The sequence below is a fragment of the Mesorhizobium sp. M7A.F.Ca.US.005.03.1.1 genome (assembly GCF_003997975.1).
GTDB lineage: Bacteria > Pseudomonadota > Alphaproteobacteria > Rhizobiales > Rhizobiaceae > Mesorhizobium > Mesorhizobium ciceri.
In genome coordinates this window covers 1-23,048 of sequence record NZ_RZRO01000035.1, presented here as the reverse complement: position 1 = coordinate 23,048, position 23,048 = coordinate 1, and the positions used below count along the sequence as shown (strand labels likewise).

The 23,048-nt window shown below is 63.1% G+C and carries 19 protein-coding genes and 1 pseudogene; 11 read left to right on the top strand and 9 right to left on the bottom strand.

Translation table 11 applies throughout. The features are described 5' to 3' along the window. Positions 1-5: 5 nt before the first annotated feature. From EN990_RS16410 to EN990_RS16400, 3 genes are all read right to left on the bottom strand, one after another. A complete protein-coding gene (locus EN990_RS16410) occupies positions 6-446 on the bottom strand; it encodes a cytochrome c (RefSeq protein ID WP_013532666.1) in 441 nt (146 codons plus the stop codon). Between the two features lie 156 nt (positions 447-602). After that, positions 603-1,202, bottom strand: coding sequence for a superoxide dismutase (locus EN990_RS16405; protein ID WP_013532667.1), 600 nt, complete (start codon positions 1,200-1,202; stop codon positions 603-605). A 106-nt stretch (positions 1,203-1,308) separates the two neighbouring features. Beyond that, complete coding sequence (locus EN990_RS16400; protein ID WP_024505546.1) at positions 1,309-2,187, bottom strand: branched-chain amino acid aminotransferase; 879 nt, start codon at positions 2,185-2,187, stop codon at positions 1,309-1,311. Between the two features lie 157 nt (positions 2,188-2,344). Between EN990_RS16400 and EN990_RS16395 the strand changes: the two genes are divergently transcribed. Beyond that, a complete protein-coding gene (locus EN990_RS16395) occupies positions 2,345-3,007 on the top strand; it encodes a haloacid dehalogenase type II (protein ID WP_024505547.1) in 663 nt (220 codons plus the stop codon). Positions 3,008-3,177: 170 nt separating this feature from the next. Continuing rightward, on the top strand, positions 3,178-4,002 hold the full coding sequence (locus EN990_RS16390; RefSeq protein WP_013532670.1) for a L,D-transpeptidase: 825 nt from the start codon (positions 3,178-3,180) through the stop codon (positions 4,000-4,002). A gap of 35 nt (positions 4,003-4,037) precedes the next feature. On the opposite strand, the gene EN990_RS16385 is transcribed toward EN990_RS16390, so the two are convergent. Further along, positions 4,038-5,585, bottom strand: coding sequence for a helicase HerA-like C-terminal domain-containing protein (locus tag EN990_RS16385; RefSeq protein ID WP_127368562.1), 1,548 nt, complete (start codon positions 5,583-5,585; stop codon positions 4,038-4,040). Positions 5,586-5,952: 367 nt separating this feature from the next. Here EN990_RS16385 and EN990_RS16380 point away from each other — a divergent pair, with 367 nt between their 5' ends. From EN990_RS16380 to EN990_RS16370, 3 genes are all read left to right on the top strand, one after another. Beyond that, entirely contained in the window at positions 5,953-7,395 is a 1,443-nt protein-coding gene (locus tag EN990_RS16380; protein ID WP_024505548.1) for a methylmalonyl-CoA mutase subunit beta, read from the top strand. Further along, on the top strand, positions 7,392-9,515 hold the full coding sequence (gene scpA, locus EN990_RS16375; protein WP_013532673.1) for a methylmalonyl-CoA mutase: 2,124 nt from the start codon (positions 7,392-7,394) through the stop codon (positions 9,513-9,515). The genes EN990_RS16380 and scpA overlap by 4 nt, the downstream gene beginning before the upstream one ends. 131 nt (positions 9,516-9,646) lie before the next feature. Continuing rightward, entirely contained in the window at positions 9,647-9,799 is a 153-nt protein-coding gene (locus tag EN990_RS16370; RefSeq protein ID WP_244514279.1) for a hypothetical protein, read from the top strand. A 32-nt stretch (positions 9,800-9,831) separates the two neighbouring features. Here the strand turns inward: EN990_RS16370 and greA are convergent, their stop codons facing one another. Beyond that, entirely contained in the window at positions 9,832-10,305 is a 474-nt protein-coding gene (gene greA, locus EN990_RS16365) for a transcription elongation factor GreA (protein ID WP_013532674.1), read from the bottom strand. 121 nt (positions 10,306-10,426) lie between these two features. On the opposite strand from greA, the gene EN990_RS16360 reads away from it, so the two are divergent. Then, complete coding sequence (locus EN990_RS16360) at positions 10,427-11,803, top strand: TIGR03808 family TAT-translocated repetitive protein (RefSeq protein WP_127366669.1); 1,377 nt, start codon at positions 10,427-10,429, stop codon at positions 11,801-11,803. Here EN990_RS16360 and EN990_RS16355 read toward each other — a convergent pair. Together EN990_RS16355 and EN990_RS16350 are read right to left on the bottom strand one after the other, a co-directional pair. Beyond that, complete coding sequence (locus EN990_RS16355; RefSeq protein ID WP_127366668.1) at positions 11,796-12,800, bottom strand: asparaginase; 1,005 nt, start codon at positions 12,798-12,800, stop codon at positions 11,796-11,798. The genes EN990_RS16360 and EN990_RS16355 overlap by 8 nt on opposite strands. A 25-nt stretch (positions 12,801-12,825) precedes the next feature. Next, positions 12,826-13,992, bottom strand: a complete 1,167-nt coding sequence (locus tag EN990_RS16350) for an acetyl-CoA acetyltransferase (RefSeq protein ID WP_027162994.1) — start codon at positions 13,990-13,992, stop codon at positions 12,826-12,828. 203 nt (positions 13,993-14,195) lie between these two features. Here EN990_RS16350 and betI point away from each other — a divergent pair, with 203 nt between their 5' ends. From betI to betB, 5 genes are read left to right on the top strand one after another with little or no spacing between them, the layout of a single operon-like run. Then, a complete protein-coding gene (gene betI, locus EN990_RS16345; protein ID WP_013532678.1) occupies positions 14,196-14,786 on the top strand; it encodes a transcriptional regulator BetI in 591 nt (196 codons plus the stop codon). Beyond that, positions 14,783-16,312, top strand: a complete 1,530-nt coding sequence (betC, locus tag EN990_RS16340; protein ID WP_164766117.1) for a choline-sulfatase — start codon at positions 14,783-14,785, stop codon at positions 16,310-16,312. Before betI ends, betC begins: the two co-directional genes overlap by 4 nt. Beyond that, entirely contained in the window at positions 16,312-17,313 is a 1,002-nt protein-coding gene (locus EN990_RS16335; RefSeq protein ID WP_024505554.1) for a threonine/serine dehydratase, read from the top strand. The genes betC and EN990_RS16335 overlap by 1 nt, the downstream gene beginning before the upstream one ends. Then, entirely contained in the window at positions 17,306-18,958 is a 1,653-nt protein-coding gene (gene betA / locus EN990_RS16330) for a choline dehydrogenase (protein ID WP_063171723.1), read from the top strand. The genes EN990_RS16335 and betA overlap by 8 nt, the downstream gene beginning before the upstream one ends. Positions 18,959-19,015: 57 nt before the next feature. Then, positions 19,016-20,479: a betaine-aldehyde dehydrogenase gene (gene betB / locus EN990_RS16325; protein ID WP_013532682.1), complete on the top strand. Its 1,464-nt coding sequence runs from the start codon at positions 19,016-19,018 to the stop codon at positions 20,477-20,479. 9 nt (positions 20,480-20,488) lie between these two features. On the opposite strand, the gene EN990_RS16320 is transcribed toward betB, so the two are convergent. Beyond that, the gene (locus EN990_RS16320; protein ID WP_127369347.1) at positions 20,489-22,729 is read right to left on the bottom strand and encodes a mannose-1-phosphate guanylyltransferase/mannose-6-phosphate isomerase; all 2,241 of its coding nucleotides are present in this window, start codon (positions 22,727-22,729) and stop codon (positions 20,489-20,491) included. Positions 22,730-22,740: 11 nt separating this feature from the next. Further along, positions 22,741-23,048, bottom strand: a pseudogene (locus EN990_RS16315) (phosphomannomutase/phosphoglucomutase); the annotation flags it as partial.

Below are 23,048 nucleotides of genomic sequence, written 5' to 3'. Positions count from 1 at the left end.
CGCTATCAGCCTTTTTTCACCCGGTAGGTCTGGTGGCAGGTGCCGCAATCGGAGCCGATGGCGCCGAATTGCGCCTTCAACGCATCGACGTCGGCAGGAGCGGCAGCGGCCGCTGCCTTGACGTCGGCGACATATTTGGCGTTGGTGGCCTTGAAGCCGGCCATGTCTTCCCAGATCTTCGGCGACGCAGTGGTATCGCCGCCCGTGTCGCTGCCCGCCGGAAACAGCGCGTCTACGTCGACTTTCTCGGCATTCGCATGCAGCGCCTGCAGCGCCGTCAGCACCGCGGCGGCATCAAACGGCTCCTCGCCCTTGACCACTTTCGACAGGCCGCCGACGATCTTTCCACGTTCCTTCATCAGTGCCTGCCGGTCGAGGATCGGGTCGGCAAAGGCCGCCGAAGCCGCGAGTGCGAGCATAGAGATGGCGATAACAAGCTTTCTCATTCAATTGGCTCCATGATGAAGGCATTTCGGGACAGGACGTCAACGGATGCTACAGAGGGAAAATTCCCTTCCCCCTGATGATTTTTGCCGGACCTTTGCTCTTGCGGGACGCAGAAAAGAAAAGCCCCGGGTGATACCGGGGCTTCTGGAAATCGATCACTTCGCCTTTTCGTACAATTCCAGGACATGGTCCCAGTTGATCAGGCTGTCGACGAACGCCTCGAGATATTTCGGCCGGGCGTTGCGGTAGTCGATGTAGTAGGAGTGCTCCCAGACATCGACGCCGAGGATCGGCGACGCGCCATGGACGAGCGGGTTTTCGCCGTTCGGTGTCTTGGAGATCGCCAGCTTGCCATCCTTGACCGAGACCCAGGCCCAGCCGGAGCCGAACTGTGTCGTGCCAGCGGCAATGAAGTCGGCCTTGAACTTGTCGTAGCCGCCGAGATCGCTATCGACTGCCTTCTGCAAGGCGCCCGGCAGCTTGTTGCCGCCGCCGCCTTTCTTCATCCACTTCCAGAAATGGATGTGGTTGTAATGCTGGGCGGCATTGTTGAAGAGGCCGGCATTCTTGCCGAACGACTGCTTGACCACCTCTTCGACCGACAGATCGCCCAAGCCGGCCTCGGCGGCGAGTTTGTTGCCGTTATCGACATACGCCTTGTGGTGCTTGTCGTGGTGATATTCCAGCGTCTCTTTCGACATGTAAGGCTGCAAGGCCTCATAGTCGTAAGGCAGAGCGGGCAATTCAAAGGCCATGGATAGTACTCCCTCGTGGAAAAATCCGGTGTCGATACCGGAGTAAGATAGGTCTGGAATGGGTTGGGACAACTCCGGATGAAGCGTCGATCGCCTTTTTATCCGCTCAAACAGCAGAAGTCGAATGCGCCCAATCCCAATAGAGTTCGCGCGCTTTTTTGGCCACCGGCCCGGGTTGCAGATTGCGATCCTCGATGCGCGTGATCGGCACCACCTTGGAATGGTTCCCGGTCGAAAAAATTTCGTCTGCTTCGAGGAAATCGCGCACCGACAGCGTCTTTTCCGTGGTCCTGAAGCCATATTCGCCGAGCAGCGCTATCGTGCGCGAGCGGGTGATGCCGGATAGGAAGGTGCCGTTCGGCGCAGGCGTAAAGACGTGGCCATCCTTGACCAGGAAGATGTTCGAGGTTCCGGTCTCGGCGACGTTGCCCAGCATATCGAGCACCATTGCGTTGTCGAAGCCGCGCATCTTGGCTTCGAGAATGGCCCTACCGTTGTTGGGGTAAAGGCAGCCGGCCTTGGCGTTGGTCGGCATGGTTTCAATGGTCGGACGCCGGAACGGCGACACGGTCACCGAAAAGCCAGTCGCCGGAATCATCGGTGATTCATAGAGGCAAAGGCAAAAGCGCGTCGAGGCGGGATCGGCCGGCACGCCCATATAGCCGCCATGCTCGGCCCAGTACATCGGCCTGATATAGACCGCCGTCTTGCCGTCGAACTTCTTCAACCCATCCCATGTCAGCCCGACGATCTTGTCGGCGCTCATGTTCGGCTTCAGGCCGAGCGCAATCGCCGAGGAATTCACCCTGGCTGCGTGGAAGTCGAGATCCGGCGCCACGCCTTCGAACCAGCGGCCGCCGTCAAAAACGCTGGTGCCGAGCCACATGGCGTGGCTGCGCGGCCCCAGAATGGCGACGTTGCCTTCGTGCCAATCACCATCGACGAAAGTCCATGTCGTGGATTGCGCCGCAGCCGCCAGTGTCATCATCTCGTCCCGTCTCAATCGGTCTCGTGTGACAGCCATTGGAAGATGCTTTGGCGGGCGCCGTCAACCGGCATCATGGAGTTTTGTTGAGGCCAGTGCCGGGGCGCAATGCAATCAAAGCTTGCACCTTGTCGCGCCTGCCCTCAAAACTGCTGTCATGCAATACGCCGCCTATGTCTTCGACGCCTATGGCACGCTGTTCGACGTGCATGCCGCCGTGCGCCGTCATGCCGACCGGATCGGGCCGGACGGCCAATTGTTGTCCGAGATCTGGCGCGCCAAACAGCTCGAATATTCCTGGGTGCGCACGCTGATGGGCGCCTATGCCGATTTCTGGCAACTGACCGAACAGGCGCTCGATTTCGCCTTGCGCAAGGTTCCCTCGGCCGACCCCGGTCTCAAGGCGATATTGCTGGATGCCTATTGGCGGCTCGATTGCTATCCGGAAGTGCCGGCCGTGCTCAAGGCGCTCAAAGCTTCGGGAGCGAGGCTGGCGATCCTGTCCAACGGCTCGCCAGAAATGCTGCAGGCGGCGGTCAAATCCGCCGCGCTCGACCAGGTTCTGGACGATATCTATTCCGTCGATACGGTGCGGCGCTTCAAGACCGATCCGGCGGTCTACGACATGGTCGCCACCGGCTGGCGCCTCTACCCCGGCGCGGTTTCCTTCCAGTCGTCCAATCGCTGGGACATTGCAGGCGCCACCAAATTCGGCTTTCGCACGGTGTGGATCAACCGCTCCAACCAGCCCGAAGAATACCGGGACTTCCCACCGGCCCTGATCCTGCCGTCGCTCGAAGCCCTTGTGCCCGGCAGCTAAGAGACCTGTGTCTCTGGCGCCACAGTAGCAGCCTGGTCACAGCTTCGCCTTTCTTTGCCCACGTTCGGGCCAGAATCGGAACCGCCTATCGCCCCAGGTGTTGTCAGGCACCCGCGTAACTGTCGGCGAATTCACGCTTTGTTGCGATTTGAGACTTAAAGAAGGCAACCATGTCCATAACTGAAATCGAATCTTTTCGCCTGAGCCGTCGCGGCTTTCTCAATGCCGCAGCCCTGGGCGCCGCTTCGATCGCGGTTTCCGCATGCGCCACCACCGGGCCGGGTCCGGTCGAGCCGCCGCCACCAACCTATGTCGAGCCGCCTCTGGCGGACTATGTGACGATGTATGCAGCAGTCAGCGACGGCGGCTTCGATTTGCCGGCCATCCCAGTCGACAAGATCGATCCGCAATTCCTGCGTCAGATCGTTCCCGACCCGACGGGACAGAAGCCGGGAACCATAGTCGTCGATACGACCGGCCACTTCCTTTATCTGGTTCGTCCAGGCGGTCAGGCGATACGCTACGGTGTCGGCCTTGGCCGCGCCGGCTTCGAATGGTCCGGCGACGCCGTCGTTCAGTGGAAGCAGAAATGGCCAAAATGGACGCCGCCGGACGAAATGATAGCCCGCCAGCCGGAACTGAAACCCTACAGCGCCGACAATGGCGGCATGCCCGGCGGCCTGAAGAATCCGCTCGGTGCACGCGCGCTCTATCTGTTCCAGGGCAATGTCGACACGCTCTACCGTCTGCACGGCTCGCCGGAGTGGCGCTCGATCGGCAAGTCGGTGTCGTCAGGCTGCGTGCGTCTGATGAACCAGGACATTATCGACCTCTATGATCGCGTGCCCTCGAAGACGCCGGTCATCGTGACCAGCGACGCCAGCCAACCCATGGTGGCGACGGCCAACCGACAGGCGATCCCGATCGATGCCGGCGTGCCGGACGGTTCGGTGCTGCTTGGACCGGTCAAGGCGATCACGAATTCGATTTTCTGAGCTGACTAGGCAGCGGCGGCGCCCGCTGCCTCCAGTCACCGCCCGCGCGACAAGCTCCCCAGAATGCCGCGCACGATTGCCCGACCGACCGAAGAGCCGACCGAGCGCACCACCGACTTGATCGCCGCCTCTGCGACCGTCTGGCGGTTGGACGGGCGCGGTGCAGATGTGCGCCTGCCACCGGATTGCGGCGCGGGATCGTCATTGCCGAAGCCCGGAATGGTCCAGCGCGAGCCGCCGTTGCCGGCCTGCTGGGCCTGCTCTTCGGCATCCTGCGCGTCCTTGGCCTTTTTCTGCAGCATTTCGAAAGCCGATTCGCGATCGACGGCCTGATCGTACTGGCCGGCGACCGGGCTTTCCTGGATCAGCTTTTGCCGCTCAGCGGCCGTTATGGGCCCAAGCCGCGAGGATGGCGGGCGGATCAGGGTCCGCTGCACCATGGACGGAACACCCTTGGCTTCCAACGTCGAGACCAGCGCCTCGCCAGTGGCAAGCTGTGTAATGGCGGTCATGCAGTCGAAATCGGGATTTGGCCGGAACGTTTCGGCCGCCGTCCGGACTGCCTGCTGCTCGCGCGGTGTATAGGCGCGCAGCGCGTGCTGGACGCGATTGCCGAGCTGGGCCAGGACTTTTTCAGGGATATCCAAAGGGTTCTGGGTGACGAAATAGACGCCGACGCCTTTCGAGCGGATCAGTCGGACGACCTGTTCGACGCGATCGATGAGCACCTTGGGTGCTTCGTCGAACAGAAGATGGGCCTCGTCGAAGAAGAACACCAGCTTCGGCTTGTCGGGGTCGCCGACTTCCGGCAGCACCTCGAACAGCTCCGACATCAGCCATAGCAGGAAGGTCGCGTAGAGCCGCGGATTCATCATCAGCTTGTCGGCGGCAAGCACGCTGATGGCGCCGCGTCCGTCGCGGGTGGTGCGCATGATATCGGCGATACGCAGTGCCGGTTCGCCGAAGAAGTTTGCGGCCCCCTGCTGTTCGAGGACCAGCAGCGTGCGCTGAATAGCCCCGACCGATGGCTTCGTCACGTTGCCATAGCGTGAGCCGATCTCGTCGGCGCGCTCGGCGATGTTGGCGAGCAGCGCCTGCAGGTCCTTCATGTCGAGCAGCAGCAGACCTTCCTCATCCGCCAGGCGGAAGGCGATGTTCATGATGCCTTCCTGCGCCTCGGTCAGGTTCATCAGGCGCGACAGCAACAACGGCCCCATTTCCGAGACCGTGGCGCGGATCGGATGACCCTGCTCGCCGAACAAGTCCCAGAAGATAACGGGAAATTCCTGGAAGTCATACGGATCGAGCTTGACCTGTTCGGCCCGCTTGACGAGGAAATCCTGTGCCGTGCCCATCATCGCGATGCCCGACAGATCACCCTTGATGTCCGCGCAGAACACCGGCACGCCGGCGTTGGAAAATCCTTCGGCCAGGATCTGCAAGGTGACGGTCTTGCCGGTGCCGGTGGCGCCGGTCACCAGGCCGTGACGATTCCCATATCGCAGCAACAACTGCTCGGCACGCTGATAGCTGTCGTCGGGCTTTCGGCTGGCGCCGATGAAAATACTGGTCTCGTCAGCCATATGTCCGGTCTCCGCAAACTGATGTGTCTAAAGCCAGTGGCCTTGCCGCAGGTATAGTGAGGCCATTGCACAGCGACAATGCCATTCGTCCAAATCGGGGCCATTCGTCCAAATCGGGGCCATTCGTCCAAATCGGGGCCATTCGTCCAAATCCGGGCCATTCGCCCAAATCGGCCCCATTCGTTCAGATCGGGTTTTTGGAGCTTGCGGATTTTGCCGCTGTTTGGCAATCGTCGTCCACGCGGACTGACCTATATCTGATGGATCGAATCCGGTCTCTGAAAGCGCATTGCATTGCGATATCGGACCGGGGACCGTAGACTGAACCGCTCCCGGCTGGTGCGGCCGCATGAAACGAGGAGGACGGATGGGCGCCGGAGCCTTGATCCAGGACGTGGAACCCGAGAACGCCGAGCGTCAGCGATGGCTCGCCTTGGCGGAAAAGGCATTGGCAGGCGCTTCCTTCGAGGAAAAGCTGGTCTCGCACAGCGATGACAACATCCGTATCGAACCGCTCTACGACCGCAGCACCGCGGCGGAACCGATCGTGCGTACAAACCCGAAATCGCCATGGATCGTCAGCCAGCGCATCGACGATCCGGACATCGACCGTGCCAGAAGCCAAGCGCTGGAGGATGTTGCACAGGGTGCCACGGGATTGTCGCTGGTCTTCGAAGGGGCGCCCAACGCGTTCGGCTACGGCTTGCCGAGAACGGCGGAGGCGCTGGAGGCGGTGCTGGACGGCATACCGCTCAACCGCATCCAGGTTCGCATCGACGCCCATCCCTGGAGCCGCGCCGTGGCCGACTGGTTGGTCGCGTTCCTGAGCAAGCGGCGATCGGACCCGGCAAAGCTCAACCTCTCCTTCGGCATCGATCCAGCGGCGATCTTCGCGGGAACCGGTCGGTTGCGCATGTCGATCGAGGCGCTGCAGGCCTCTATGCCACAGTCGCTGGCGCACTTCTTCGCGATGGGCGTTCCGGGCGTGCTGCTGGAAGCTGACGGGCGCGTGTTCCACAATGCCGGCGCCACGGAAGCGCAGGAACTTGGCATCATGCTGGCTTCGGCTGTCTCCTATCTCAGAATGTTCGAGACGGCGCGGCAGCCGCTTGTCTATGCCGCACCCCATATCGGTTTTGCGCTCAGCGTCGACCAGGACCAGTTGCTGTCGACGGCCAAGATGCGAGCACTGCGCAGGCTATGGGCGCGGGTGCAGGAGGCTTGTTCGATCCCGACATCCACCGCCAATATCCATGCCGAGACGTCGTTTCGCATGATGACGGCGATGGATCCGGAGACCAACATCCTGCGCACCACCATTGCATGCTTTGCCGCGGCGTGCGGCGGCGCCGATTCGATCTCCATCCTGCCGCACACGATCGCGCATGGTCTGCCGGCGGGTTTTGCCCGTCGTGTTGCCCGCAACACGCAGCTGATCATGGCCAATGAAAGCCATATCGATCATGTCACCGATCCCGCCTATGGTTCCGGCGCCGTCGAGGCGTTGACCGCGGAGTTGTGCGAGTTGGCCTGGGCGGAATTGCAGACGATCGAAGCCGAGGGCGGTGTCCTGTCCAGCCTTCAGGACGGACGCATCCAGAAGCGCGTCCACGCAGCTGCGGAGCAGCGCAATGCAGCCTACCGCACAGGCCAACGGGCCATCATCGGCACCACGCTCTATCCATCGAAAGACGAACGTCCGGTCGAGACGCTGGCGGCGGAACGGCGGCCGGCCTTCACCGAAGGCGTTGCCGTCTGCGAGGCGCTGTTTCCAGTCCGCATCGACCAATCGATCGGAGCCGGCTCTTGATCCCGGACTTCGGCCAGATCGGCTGGGTCCCGCCACGCCGCGCTCCCGTCGAGGTCAAAGGCCAGCGGACCACGCCGGAAGGGCTCGTCGCCAAGCATCTGTACAATCAAAGCGACCTCAAGGGGTTGCCGCATCTCGACACCTATCCCGGCCTGCCGCCCTTCGTGCGCGGCCCCTACCCGACCATGTATGTCCAGCAGCCCTGGACGATCCGGCAATATGCCGGCTTCTCGACGGCCGAAGAATCCAACGCATTTTACCGACGCAACCTTGCCGCTGGTCAAAAGGGCCTGTCGGTCGCCTTCGATCTCGCCACGCATCGCGGCTATGACAGCGATCATCCGCGCGTTGCCGGCGATGTCGGCATGGCTGGCGTCGCCATCGATTCCATTCTCGACATGCGGCAGCTCTTCGACGGCATTCCGCTCGGCGAGATGACGGTATCGATGACGATGAACGGCGCGGTGCTGCCGATCATGGCGCTCTACATTGTCGCGGCGGAAGAACAGGGCGTTGCGCAGAAAGATCTCGCCGGCACCATTCAGAACGACATTCTGAAGGAGTTCATGGTCCGCAACACCTACATCTATCCACCAAAGCCCTCGATGCGGATCGTGTCGGACATCTTCTCGTACACATCGAAGAACATGCCGAAGTTCAATTCGATATCGATCTCCGGCTATCACATGCAGGAGGCCGGCGCGACGGCCGACCTTGAACTCGCCTATACGATCGCCGATGGCATCGAGTATGCTCGCGCCGGCGTCGCGGCCGGCCTCGACATCGACCGCTTCGCGCCGCGCCTGTCCTTCTTCTGGGCCATCGGCATGAATTTCTTCATGGAAGTCGCCAAGCTGCGGGCCGCGCGCCTGTTGTGGGCGACCCTGATGCAGAAGAATTTTTCGCCCAAGGACGAGCGCTCGTTGTCGCTGCGCACCCATTGCCAGACTTCTGGCTGGTCGCTGACGGCGCAGGATCCCTACAACAACATTGTCCGCACCATGATCGAGGCAATGGCTGCAACGCAGGGCCACACCCAATCGCTGCACACCAATTCCTTCGACGAGGCGATGGCGCTGCCGACCGACCATTCGGCGCGGATCGCCCGCAACACCCAGCTCATCCTGCAAAAGGAATCCGGCACCACGCGCATCATCGACCCGTGGGGCGGTTCGGCCTATCTTGAACGGCTGACGCATGATCTGGCGGCGCGCGCGCTTGCCCATATCGAGGAGGTCGAGGCGCTCGGCGGCATGGCGGCGGCGACCGAACAGGGCATTCCCAAGCTGCGCATCGAGGAAGCTGCCGCGCGCACGCAGGCGCGGATCGATTCCGGCGAGCAGATGCTGGTCGGCGTCAACGCCCATCGGCCCGAGACCGACATCGAGGTCGACGTGCTGAAGATCGACAATGCCGAGGTCAGGGCCCGGCAATTGTCGAAGCTGCAACGGCTGAAGGGCACGCGCGACGTCGCCGCCGTCGAAAGCGCACTCGATGCGCTGACCCGTGCCGCGCAAGGCAATGAAAACCTGCTGGAATTCGCCATCCGAGCCGCGCGCGCCAATGCAACGGTCGGCGAGATTTCATTCGCGTTGGAAAGGGCGTTTGGGCGCCACGTCGCTACGGTGCAGACCATTTCCGGCATCTATCGCAAGGCGCTTGGCGATCATCCCGTGGTCGACGGGCTGCAGGACAAGCTTGACGCCTTCGAGAAGAAGACCGGCGGCAAGCCGCGCATTCTCGTCGCCAAGATGGGCCAGGACGGCCACGACCGTGGCCAGAAGGTCATCGCTACGGCCTTCGCCGATCTCGGCTTCGACGTCACCGTCGGCGCGATGTTCCAGACACCGGATGAGATCGCCAGGCTGGCGGTCGCACAGGACGTCCACATCGTCGGCGCCTCGTCGCTGGCGGCGGGACATCTGACGCTGATCCCCGAACTGCGCGACGCGCTGAAGAAGCTCGGTCGCGGCGACATGCTGATCGTGGCCGGCGGCGTCATCCCACCGCAGGACTATGACGCGGTGCGGCAAGCCGGCGCTGCCGAGATCTTCCCGCCGGGCACAGTCATTCCAGAGGCAGCGGATCGCCTGCTGGACCGGCTGCTGGCCACGGACTAGGACTGCTGCATCTCTGAAAAGGTTGTGCTAGACTGACACTGCAACCAAGGTGCGGTAACCGTGAAGACGACCATCCACAAGCTCGACGACGGATCAGATGCCCTGATCTTGCCACGGGAATGCTGGACAGCTTGAATCTGCAATCGGGCGATCAGCTCCAGATCATCGAAACTGATCACGGCATCATTTTAAGACCGGTGGCCGACAGGTTCGAACGGCAGATGAAGGCCGCGCGCGAGGTCATGGACAAATATCGGGTCGGGCTTCAGAAACTCGCCAAATGACGCGCCAATCAGTGCGGCGGATTTGAGACGTCCTAGCTCTCGGAGAGCTTGACGATTTCCCATTCCTTGCCGTTGACGCTGGCCAAGTCGCCGATCTTCTTGCCGAACAGGGCGACAGCCATTGGCGAAACATGCGAAATGCTGCCCTTGGTGGGATCAGCCTCGTCCTCGCCGACGATCTTCCAATGCACCTTCTTGCCGTCATCGCTCTCGATCGTGACGCCCATGCCGAAGCGCACAACGTCACTGCCCGGCTCCGGCACCGAGAGTTCGGCGCTTTCGCGCCGGGCGGTCCAGTAACGCAGATCGCGCGACACGACCGCTATGCGCTCGCGGTCGGCTTTGCGTTCGGCCTTCGCCAGTATGTCGCGCAGATCGGCCAGATTTTCCTCGATCTGCGCCAGGCCGCGTTCCGTCACCAGATTGCGATGCTGGCTGACCGGCCGCTCACCGACACCGGCGATGGCATTTTCGCTGTCTTCCTCGCGGGTGAAAGCTCTGCTCATTTCCTGAACTTAGGCCCGCAGAGGCTGCTCGACAAGCCATTGTCGTTTCCGTCCAGAGGAGAGGCAAACCGTCTGGCACGATTCCTGCGACGCCAAGGTTGAACGCTGGGATTCTGTGCCGATGTTGAACAGACGAACGCTGCTGACTGGAACCGCCGGCTTTGCCGTCATGGGCCTTGCGCTCGGCAAGGCGGTAGCCGCAAGCTTGAGCGGCATCGAGAAAGCCTCGATGCGCGGCTCGATCAATGCCACCGAACTCGGCGTGCAGCCCGGCACATCAGACGATCAGAGCAAGGCCTTCGCCAAACTGCTGCGTGACGCAAACAGCCGCGACATGCCGGTGTTCCTGCCGCCCGGCACCTATGTCGTCTCCAATCTTTCGCTGCCCGGCCGCGTACGTCTTTCCGGCGTGCCGGGCGCGACGCGCATCGTTTACGGCGGTGACGGCCACCTGTTCATGGCCGAACAGGCCGACCATATCGAACTTAGCGGACTGGTCTTCGATGGTGCGAACCGCGCGATGGGCGATTACACGCAAGGGCTGCTCGATCTGCGCCGTGTCGCGCACCTCGCCATCGACAATTGCCAGATCACCGGCAGCGGCAAGAACGGGCTGGCGCTGGAACACGCGATCGGCCGGATCGAGCGCTGTGAGATATCGGGCGCCGCCGATGCCGGCATCTATTCGGTCGAAGCCGGCGGGCTGGCCATCACGGGCAACACCGTTTCCGACTGCGCCAATGGCGGCATCCTCGTACACCGCTGGCAGGTGGCCGAAGACGGCACCATGGTCACCGGCAACCGCGTCCAAGGGATCCAGGCACGCAGCGGCGGAACCGGGCAGAACGGCAACGGCATCAATGCCTTTCGCGCCGGCAATGTCGTCATCTCGGGCAACATCGTCTCGGACTGCGTCTTCTCGGCCATCCGCGCCAACAGCGCCAGCAACCTGCAGATATCGGGCAACACCTGCTCGCGCTCTGGCGAAACGGCGATCTATTCCGAGTTCTCGTTCGAAGGCGCCATCATCAGCAACAACATCGTCGACGGCGCCGCCAACGGCATCTCGATCGTCAATTTCAACGAAGGCGGCCGCATGGGCGTCTGTTCCGGCAACATCGTGCGCAATCTGTCGACCAGCGGCCCCTACCCCGCCGACTCGCCGGGATTTGGCGTCGGCATCGGCGTTGAGGCCGACACCACCGTTTCCAACAATGTCATCGAGAACGCGCCACTCTATGGCATGCAGATCGGCTGGGGCCCGTACCTGCGCAATGTCGTCGCCACCGGCAACATCATCCGCAAGGCAGGAACCGGGATCGTCGTATCCGTGGTCGAGGGCGCCGGTACGGCCGTCATTTCAGACAATGTCATCGACGGCGCGCTGAACGGTGCGGTTGTCGGCCAGCGCTGGGCGGAGCCCGCGACAGGCGATCTCGCCTCGTCAAACGGTAGCGGCTACGCGCATCTGACCGTCGAGCGCAATCACGTCACTTGAGAGTTGCCGTCGGCCTCAGCGCTCCGACTTTGGCACCGTTGCGATTTTCAATGGGCGCGTTTGCCAATTCGAGCAGCTTCGCCGCCAAGGCCTCGTCGGCACGCAACAGTTTGGCAAGGACGGCGGCAACCATGGCTTCGCCGGCGCGGCCGGCGCCATCATCGCATTTGAGTGCGATGCCGAGGCCAAGTTCCGGAATTGCGGCACAATGGACGCCTTCGGCGCCGCCCTTCGTGAAAATCCGCCCTGGTGCGGCCTCCATCAACGCGACGTCTTCGCGGCCGCTGCCGGAAACGAAGAAGGGCTCGGCCATGCAGGCGGAAAGCAGCCGCTTTGCAGCCTTGGCTCGCTCTGGGCCAAAACCTGATGTCGTGGCCATGCGGGCAAAGCCGAGCGCGAAGCTCCTGAGCGGCACCGCGTAGGTCGGGATCGAACAGCCGTCGATGGCACGCTGGTCCTCACCATGGACAGCGCCCGTCACCGACTGCATGGCGTCGCGCACCATGTCCTGCAGGCCGTGTCCCGGCTTGACATAGCCGCGATGCGCAATGCCGGCGTGGACGCAGGTGCAGAGGAAGCCGGAATGTTTGCCCGAACAATTGTTGTGCAAGGCGTTCGGCGAGCCGCCGGCGCGGGCGAGCGCAATCTCGGCGTCATGATTGGACGGCCAATGCGTGCCGCATTCGAGCGCCGATCCGTCCAGCCCAGCCTTGGCCAGCATGGATCGCGCAAGGTCGACATGTGCCGGCTCGCCCGAGTGGGAGGCGCAGGCGAGCGCCAGTTCGCGGTTGCCGAAACCATAGGCATCCGCCGCCCCGCTTTCGACCAACGGCAAGGCCTGGATCGCCTTGACCGCCGAGCGCGGAAACACCGGCTTGGCCGTATCGCCGATCTCCCACACGGGCTTGCCGTCGCCATCGAAGACCGCGACTGAGCCGCGATGCGCGCTCTCGACGATCGCGCCGCGCAAGACTTCGATCAGAACCGGATTTGTCATGTCACCTTCCGCAAATGCGGGCGGTTTATCTGATCCGGTCGAGAATGGAAACGTAGTTGGCGACCGCCGCACCGCCCATATTGAAGATGCCGCCCAGTTTTGCGCCCGGCACCTGGATGCCGCCGGCCTCACCGACAAGCTGCATGGCGGTCAAGACATGCATGGACACGCCAGTGGCGCCGATCGGATGGCCCTTGGCCTTCAGCCCGCCGGATGGATTGACCGGCAGGCGACCATCCTTGGCCGTTGTGCCGTCCAACGCCAGCTTCGCCCCCTCTCCCGGCTTGGCAAGGCCCATCGCCTCGTACTCGATCAGTTCGGCAATGGTGAAGCAGTCATGCGTTTCGACGAAGGACAGATCGTCGAGCGTCACGCCGGCCGATTTCAGCGCCCGGTTCCAGGCCTGCTCGCAGCCTTCGAAGGTCAGAATGTCGCGCTTCGACATCGGCAGGAAATCCTGCACATGTTCGTTGGCGCGGAAGGCAACGGCACGGCGCATCTTCAGCGCCGTGGCGGTGTCGGCAAGGATAAGGGCGGCGGCGCCGTCGGAGACCAGCGAGCAGTCGGTGCGCTTCAGAGGACCGGCAACGAAGGGGTTCTTCTCGCTCTCCTGGCGGCAGAACTCATAGCCGAAATCCTTGCGCATCTGCGCATAGGGATTGTCGACGCCGTTCTTGTGGTTCTTGGCGGCAATCATGGCCAGCGCATCCGACTGATCGCCATAACGCTGGAAATAGGCCTGCGCGATCTTGCCGAAGACGCCGGCGAAACCCGCCGGTGTCTCGCCGTCCTCGGGCAGATAGGACGCCTTGAGCAGGTTTTTGCCGATCTCCGGCCCCGGCGTCGTCGTCATCTGCTCCGCGCCGACCACCAGCACGATGCGAGCGGCATTCGCGTCAATGGCGCGGATGCCCTGGCGGACCGCCGCCGATCCGGTGGCGCAAGCGTTCTCGACACGCGTCGCCGGCTTGAAGCGCAGCCGGTCGTCGGCCTGAAGCACCAGACTGGCGGTGAAATCCTGCGCCGAAAAACCGGCGTTGAAGTGGCCGAGCACGATCTCGTCGACCTCGTCGGGACCGATGCCGGCATGGTCGAGCGCGTCCGTTGCCACCTTGACGATGAGGTTTTCGAGCGTTTCGCCCTCAAGCTTGCCGAAGCGCGAATGCGCCCATCCGACGATGCATGCGGTCATGGCGGTCTCCATCCTTGGCGCCGGCCTGGCATGTCGGCTCACGGCGCATTTCGCATCTATTGTTCAAAGATAAACAATCGTGCCGGTTTCGTGAAGGGCTGGAGGCCTACAATCGCTTGGTAGAGCCGAGATCGCGGCCGATTTTTTTGTTGATTGACGCGTCAATAAAAAATAATCCTGTTCTCTCAAAGGATCATGGCGAGATGCCGAAAATCGGAATGGAACCGCTGCGCCGCAAGGCGCTGATCGACGCGACGATCTCGGCGATCGGCGAGCGCGGTTCGCTCGACGTGACCATGTCCGAGATCGCCGGACGCGCCGGCGTGTCGTCCGCCCTTGCCCATCATTATTTTGGTGCCAAGGACGAGCTGCTCTTGGCGACGATGCGGCACATACTGGCGGAGCTTACAGCCGATACGTTGCGCGCCCTTGGCTCGGCCAATAGCGCGCGCGAAAGGGTCTCGGCGGTGGTCGCTGTCAATTTCTCCGACATCCAGTTCCAGCCGGAAACCATCGCCGCCTGGCTCGCCTTCTATGTCGAGGCGCAGAAATCATCGGCCTTGCGCCGGCTGCTCAAGGTCTACGCGCGGCGGCTGCACTCGAACCTGATGAGCGGGCTGACCGGGATCTTGCCCAGAGCCGAAGCCGACCGCGCCGCCGAAGCGACCGCGGCGATGATCGACGGGCTCTACATCAGGCGGGCGCTGAAAGACGGCGTGCCCGATGCCGCGACCGCGATCGCGCTGGTCGAGGACTATCTCGAAACCAAACTTGGCGAGCGGCGCAAACAGTGACAATGAAGCCAACCAATTTCCTGATCGTCATGGTCGACCAGCTCAACGGAACCCTGTTTCCGGACGGACCGGCGGAGTTTCTGCATACACCGCATCTGAAAGCGTTGGCCGCGCGTTCGGCGCGCTTTGCCAACAACTACACGGCCTCGCCGCTCTGCGCGCCGGGCCGTGCCTCGTTCATGAGCGGGCAATTGCCGTCGCGCACCGGCGTCTATGACAATGCCGCCGAATTCGCCTCATCGATCCCGACCTTTGCCCATCATTTGCGCGCCGCCGGCTACTACACCTGCCTGTCGGGCAAGATGCATTTCGTTGGGCCGGACCAGTTGCATGGTTTCGAGGAGCGGCTGACGACCGACATTTATCCAGCCGATTTCGGCTGGACGCCGGATTACCGCAAGCCCGGCGAGCGTATCGACTGGTGGTATCACAATCTGGGCTCGGTGACCGGTGCAGGCGTCGCCGAGATCACCAACCAGATGGAGTATGACGACGAGGTCGTGTTCCTGGCCACGCAGAAGCTCTATCAGCTTTCGCGCGAACAGGACGATGCGAACCATCGGCCTTGGTGCCTCACTGTCTCGCTGTCGCATCCGCACGATCCCTATGTCGCGCGCAAGCAATATTGGGATCTCTATGAGCATTGCCAGGCGCTGGACCCGGAAACCGGGTTCATCGCGTATGACCAGCAGGATACGCATTCCCGGCGGCTGTACCACGCCAGTGACTACCCCTCTTTCGAGATCACGCCAGAGCAGGTGCGTCGTTCGCGGCAGGGCTATTTCGCCAACATCTCCTATGTCGACGACAAGCTGGGCGAGATCCTCGACGTTCTCAAGCGCACACGCATGGCGGACGACACAATCATCCTGTTCTGCTCGGATCACGGCGACATGCTCGGCGAGCGCGGCCTGTGGTTCAAGATGAGCTTCTTCGAGGGTTCGGCGCGGGTACCGCTGATGATTGCCGGCAAGGGCGTTCGCGCCGGGCTGATCGAGACGCCGGTCTCCAATCTCGACGTGGCGCCGACGCTTTGCGATCTCGCCGGCATCGACATCGCTGCGATCGCGCCGTGGACCGACGGCCAGTCGCTGCTGCCGCTCACCGAGGGCATCGAGCGCACCGCACCGGTGTTGATGGAGTATGCGGCCGAAGGGTCCAACGCGCCGTTGGTGGCGATCCGCGACGGCAGATACAAATTCGTCCACTGCGAGCTCGATCCGCCGCAACTGTTCGATCTCGAAGCCGATCCGCTCGAACGGGACAATCTGGCCGACGACCCCGCCAATGCCGGCTTGGTGGCGGCATTCATGGACAAAGTCCAGGCGCGCTGGGACATGGCCGGCTTCGACGCCGCTGTCCGCGAAAGCCAGGCGCGCCGCTGGGTCGTCTATCCGGCGCTGCGCAACGGCGCCTATTACCCCTGGGATTTCCAGCCCCTGCAAAAGGCGTCCGAGCGCTACATGCGCAATCACATGAACCTCGACAATCTCGAAGAGAGCAAACGGTATCCGCGAGGCGAATGATGTCAGACCTTCTCGTCCCCTCCCTTGACCATCTCAAGCAGGCCTATGCCGTCACCTCCAGGGCGACGCAGATCACGCCGCTGCTGGAATCGACGGCACTAGCCCGCGAGACCGGCGCCGCCCGCGTCTTCATCAAGCCGGAATCGCTGCAATGGGCCGGCTCATTCAAGGTGCGCGGCGCCTATTGGCGCCTGAAGCAGCTTTCAGTTGACGAAGCGAAGAAGGGCGTCGTCGCCTACTCCTCCGGCAATTTCGCGCAAGGGCTGGCGGCTGCCGGCCAGGCGCTTGGCGTTCCCGTCACCATCGTCATGCCGATCGACGCACCGGCCGCCAAGCGTGATGCCACGGCGGGCTATGGCGCCCGCGTCGTGCTGACCGACCATGGCGAGCGCGCGCGGGAGGAAGTCGCCGCCGCCAAGGCGCGCGAGATCGCCGAGACAGAGGGCCTGGCGCTGCTGCATCCATTCGACGATCCGGAGATCGTCGCCGGCCAGGCGGGCGCCGGCCTCGAAGCGCTTGACCAACTCGAAGCCAAAGGTGCCAGCGCCGACCTCTTGTTCTGCTCGGTCGGTGGCGGCGGGTTGATCGGCGGCGTTTCGCTTGCCTTCCATTATCTGTCGCCAGCGACAGAGATCATCGGCGTCGAGCCGGAAGGTTTCAATGGCATGGGCTCGTCGCTGGCGCATGGCGCTATCGAGACGATGCCGATCGGGCCGAAATCGATCTGCGACGGGTTGATGTCACGACGGCCGGGCGATGCTCCGTTTGCCGCGGTCAAGACGGCGGGTGTTCACGGCATCACCGTCGACGACCAATCGGTGCGGCGCGCCATGCGGATCGCCTTCGAGCGCATGAAGCTGGTGCTCGAACCGTCGGGGGCGGCGTCGATCGCGGCATTGCTCGGCGGCAAGGTGGATGTGAAGGACAAGACCGTCCTTGTTGTGGCTACCGGCGGCAATGTCTCGCTCGCCGATTTCATGGCGCATATGAACCATGCTTGAAGCGGATTTCGTCATCATCGGCTCCGGCTCGGCCGGCTCGGCCATGGCCTATCGCCTGTCGGAAGACGGCAAGCATTCGGTCATCGTCATCGAATTCGGCGGCAGCGATATCGGGCCGCTGATCCAGATGCCGTCGGCGCTGTCGATCCCGCTCAACATGAGCCTGTACGACTGGGGCTTTGCCAGCGAGCCGGAGCCGCATCTCGGCGGCCGTGTGCTGGCGACACCGCGCGGCAAGGTTATCGGCGGCTCGTCCTCGATCAACGGCATGGTCTATGTGCGCGGCCACGCCCGCGACTTCGACCATTGGGCCGAAGAGGGTGCGGCCGGCTGGGGCTTCGCCGACGTGCTCCCCTATTTCAAGCGCATGGAGGATTCGGATGGCGGCGAGGATGGCTGGCGCGGGCACGGCGGGCCGCTGCATGTGCAGCGCGGCTCGCGTAAAAATCCGCTCTATGGCGCCTTCGTCGAGGCTGGCCGCCAGGCCGGGTTCGAACTGACGGAGGACTATAACGGTTCCAAGCAGGAAGGTTTTGGGCCGATGGAGCAGACCATCAGCGGCGGCCGCCGATGGTCGGCGGCATCAGCCTATCTGAAGCCGGCGCTGAAGCGCAAAAACGTCAGTCTGGTCAAGGGCTTTGCGCGGCGGGTGATCATCGAGAATCAGCGCGCCATCGGCGTCGAGATCGAAGCTCACAAACAGATTCAGGTCGTTAAGGCGCGACGTGAGGTAATCGTCGCCGCATCGTCGATCAATTCGCCCAAGATCCTGATGCTGTCCGGCATCGGTCCGGCCGAGCATCTGCGCGAAAACGGCATTCCGGTGGTGGCCGACAGGCCCGGCGTCGGCCGCAACCTGCAGGACCATATGGAGCTCTACATCCAGCAGGAATCATTGCTGCCGATCACGCTCAATTCGGTGCTGAATCCGTTCTCGAAAGCGCTCATCGGGGCGCAGTGGCTGTTCCTCAAGACCGGGCTTGGCGCCACCAACCATTTCGAAGCGGCGGCCTTCGTGCGCTCACGTGCCGGCGTCGACTACCCCGACATCCAGTACCATTTCATCCCCGCGGCAGTCCGCTATGACGGCAAGGCGGCGGCCAAGTCGCACGGCTTCCAGGCGCATGTCGGACCGATGCGCTCGAAGTCGCGGGGGTCGGTGACGCTGCGCTCGCCGGACCCGAAATCGAAACCGATGATCCACTTCAACTACATGTCGCATCCAGACGACTGGGCGGAGTTCCGCCACTGCATCCGGCTGACGCGCGAGATCTTCGGCCAGTCGGCGTTCGATCCCTATCGAGGCAAGGAGATATCGCCGGGCAGCCACGTGCAGTCGGACGACGATCTCGACATCTTCATCCGGGATCACGCCGAGAGCGCCTACCATCCTTGCGGCACCTGCAAGATGGGCCGCGCCGACGACGTGATGAGCGTCGTCGATCCGGAGTGCCGGGTCATCGGCGTCGAAGGATTGCGGGTCGCCGATTCCTCGATCTTCCCGCGCGTCACCAACGGCAATCTCAATGCGCCGTCGATCATGACCGGCGAGAAGGCATCCGATCACATCCTTGGCCGCACGCCGCTGGCGCCGTCCAACCAGGAACCATGGATCAATCCGCGCTGGCAGGCGTCGGACAGATAGAGCATGATCGTGTGACTGCACGATCCGCATGCCGCGAAAGACAATCTGGAGACTTCCATGCGCGCTCAGCCCACGGCATCGCACTATGTCAACGGACGCTACATCGAGGACGAAGGCGGCGCCCCGCTGCCGGTCATCTATCCGGCAACCGGCGAGACCATCGCCATGCTGCGTTCGGCAACGCCGAACGTGCTGGAACTCGCCGTCGAGGCCGCGCGGGCGGCGCAGCCCGCCTGGGCGCGGCTGAAGCCGGTCGAGCGCGGGCGCATCCTGCGCCGCGCCGCCGACATATTGCGCGCCCGCAACGCCGACCTCGCTCGCATCGAGACGCTGGACACCGGCAAGGCGATCCAGGAAACGTTGGTGGCGGATGCGCCCTCGGCTGCGGACTGCCTTGAATATTTCGGCGGTGCCGTTGCCGCCTACAACGGCGAGTCGGTCGATCTCGGCGGACCCTTCGCCTACACAAGGCGCGAAGCGCTCGGCGTCTGTGTCGGCATCGGCGCATGGAACTACCCGATCCAGATCGCCGGCTGGAAATCGGCACCGGCGCTCGCCATGGGCAATGCCATGGTGTTCAAGCCGTCGGAAAACACGCCGCTGTCGGCGCTGGCACTGGCCGAGATCTACAGCGAAGCGGGGCTACCCGACGGCTTGTTCAACGTTGTGCAGGGCTATGGCGATGTCGGCGCCGGGCTTGTCGGCCACGATGTCGTCGCCAAGGTCTCGGTGACCGGTTCGGTGCCGACCGGCCGCAAGGTGCTGTCGCTTGCCGGCTCGAAGATGAAGCACGCGACGATGGAACTCGGGGGCAAGTCGCCGCTGATCGTGTTCGACGATGCCGACATCGAGAACGCCATTGGCGGCGCCATGCTCGGCAATTTCTATTCGACCGGACAGATCTGCTCCAACGGCACGCGCGTCTTCGTGCAGAGCGGCATCCACGACCGCTTTGTCGACCGTCTGATAGAGCGGACCAAGAAAATCCGCATCGGCGACCCGCTCGATCCCGAAACCCAGATGGGACCGCTGGTCTCCAAGGCGCAGCACGACAAGGTGGCCGGCTATATCGAGATCGGCAAGCAGGATGGAGCGACGCTTGCTTGCGGCGGCAATGTGCCTTCGCTGCAGGGCTTTCAGGGCGGCTTCTTCGTCGAGCCGACGGTGTTCACCGGCGTGACCGATGGCATGCGCATCGCCCGTGAAGAAATTTTCGGACCAGTGATGAGCGTGTTGAAATTCGACGGCGAGGACGAGGTGATCGACCGCGCCAACGACACCGAATTCGGCCTCGCTGCCGGCGTCTTCACGCGCGACCTGCCGCGCGCCCACCGCGTCATCGCCGAACTGCAGGCCGGCACCTGCTGGATCAACGCGTATAATCTGACGCCGGTGGAAATCCCGTTCGGCGGCTTCAAACAGTCAGGCATCGGGCGTGAGAATTCACTGGCCGCACTGGCGCTCTATTCGCAGCTGAAGTCGATCTATGTCGAGACGGGTGACGTGGCGAGCCCGTACTGATCCAGCCCTCTACGCCTTCAGGTCGGCCGTGCTGTCCAGATATTGCGTCAGCGCACAGACCAGATGATAGAAGATGCTGGCTGGCACATCGGTCGCCAGCGAGCGGCCGCGTTCGTCGATGCGGTCGATCCACAGTCCGAGCGGCGCCGGGTCAATGTGCCAGCGGAACAACCGGCCGACGCGCGCTTCGATCTCGGGCTTGAGATCGGGCCCGCCCGAACCATCCAGCGCGATCGCCGCCTTCACCGCTTCGGCCTGCGGCCAGCTGCGCGATATCAGGTCGAGCGGCAGGCCCTGTCGCGAGACGGCGCCATAGGCAAGGCCGGTGGCGCGGTTGAGGCCATTGGCGATGGCCGAGGCGTAGAGTTTCCTGGCAAAGCCGCTCAACTCGGCCTGGCCGCTGCGCCCAGCGAAATCGACCAGCAAAGAGGCCCATTCGAAATGGTGGCCAGGCTCGGTCCACGAGCCTTTCTCGCGGGCGGATGGTTTCCATTCGGCATCGAAATACTCGCCAAGCGTCCAGCTTTCCGGATCGAAGAAATGACTGCGGAAGAGGTCGATGATACGCGCTGCGCGGCGCAGATGGGCGCGCTCGCCGGTCGCCTGGTGCCAGGCGAGGAAGGCCTCAAGCAGGTGCATATGCGGGTTGGAGCGGCGCTCGCCTTTGCCATCCGATGTCTCAAGGAAGCCGGTCATGCGGCTGTCTTCGAGATGCGCATCGAGAAAGGCGAAGGTTTCCTCGCCGAGGCGCAAAGCGTCGGGATTGCCAGACATATGCGCATGCGCCAGTGCCAGGAGCACGCAGGAATGATCGTAGGCATCCTCGGTGGCGTCGGCAACCGAACCGTCAACATTCAGCGTCCGAACCCAGCCGCCCTTGTCGGTGCGGCCCTTGCCGGCCATGAAGGCGATGCCGTGGCTGATCAGCCGGTCGGCCGGACCGTCCCAGCCGCGCGCCCGGGCAACGGCGAAGGCATAGACCTGCCTCGCCGTGGTGCGCATGCGCTTGGGCTTCATCAACGGCGAAGCGTCCAGGCCAAGCGCTTCGTGAAAGCCGCCATGGCGTTCGTCGACGCCCGATGTCGACCACAGCGGCAAGGTCTCCTGAAACAGCCAGTGATGCACGCGCCGCCGCCAGGCGCCGCTTTCGATGACGCGGTCATGCGCCGGCGTGAACCTGGTTTCCAGGCGACCCGATTTTTCGAGCTGCTCGACGATCTTCTTGACGTGTTGGCTGTGGCTGACCGGAGCGACGAAGGTGGCATCCGATGTCGAAACGATGGCGATGTCCTTCATGCCGATCGCCGACAGCAGGCGGCCGTCACTGCGAATGTAGGAATTCTCGCAATCGATGGCGACGACGTCGCCGATGATGACATTGCCCCGGTCGTCGGCGGGGCCGACATCGAGCAGCGACTGCCATGAGCCGAGATCGTTCCAGCGGAAGCCGGCCGGCACCATCGCGATGTCTTTTGCCCGCTCCATGATGGCGTAGTCGATCGAGTTCGACGGAATGGCGGCGTAGAGTTCTAGCGGCATGTAAAGGCCGGACAAATCCGATGTCGCTGCCTTGTAGGCTGCTTCGGTGGCCTGCCAGATATCCGGCTGGAACGCTATGAAGGCATCACGCATGGCGCTGGCGCGAAAAAGGAAGATACCGGTGTTCCAGTAGAAATTTCCGGCCTTGAGATAGCTTTGCGCAGTCGCAAGATCCGGCTTTTCGACGAAGCGCGACACGTCGAAGATGCCGCCGCTTTCGGCCGCAACCTCGATATAGCCGTAGCCGGTCTCGGGCTGTGTCGGCCTGATGCCGAACACCACCAGCCGGCCGCTACGCGCTGCCTCGGTGCCGGCTTCGACGCTCTGCCAGAACTGGCGCGGGGTCGATATCTCATGGTCCGACGGCACCACCAGCACCAGGCTGTCGCCGAACTCGGACAGTGTGCGCAGTGTCGCCAGTGCGACAGCGGCGGCTGTGTTGCGCCCGGTCGGCTCGAACAGCGGCCCGCCGCCGGCGAGGTCGAGGCCGGCAAGATCGGCGTGAACGCGACCGGCATGGCGCTCCGCGGCAATCAGGAAGATCGGCGTTTCGCCTTCCGGCCGGGCCGTCAGCCGGCGCAAGGTCTTGGCCAGCATCGAGCCGTCGCCGGACAGATCGTGGAACTGCTTGGGATTGTCCTCGCGCGACAGCGGCCACAACCGCGAGCCGACGCCGCCGCTCATGACAAAACTGACAATCCTCTCGGTCATTCAACTGCCATTCAAAAAGTCTGGTTGTAGGCGCCCACCTCGGGGCTGCGGCGCAGCACGGCGTCGACAGCCTCGAACATCTCCCGTCGACGCTGCGACGACACCGGGCTTTCGACGACCACGACCAGTTCCGGCTTGTTCGACGAGGCGCGCACCAGTCCCCAGGTGCCGTCTTCGGCGACAACGCGCGCACCGTTGACGGTGATGAGGTCGGCGATCTTCTGGCCCGCAAAAACCGTTCCATCCCGCTTCATGGCCTGAAAGTCGGCAACCACCCGCTCGACAACGCCATACTTCACATCGTCCGCGCAGTGCGACG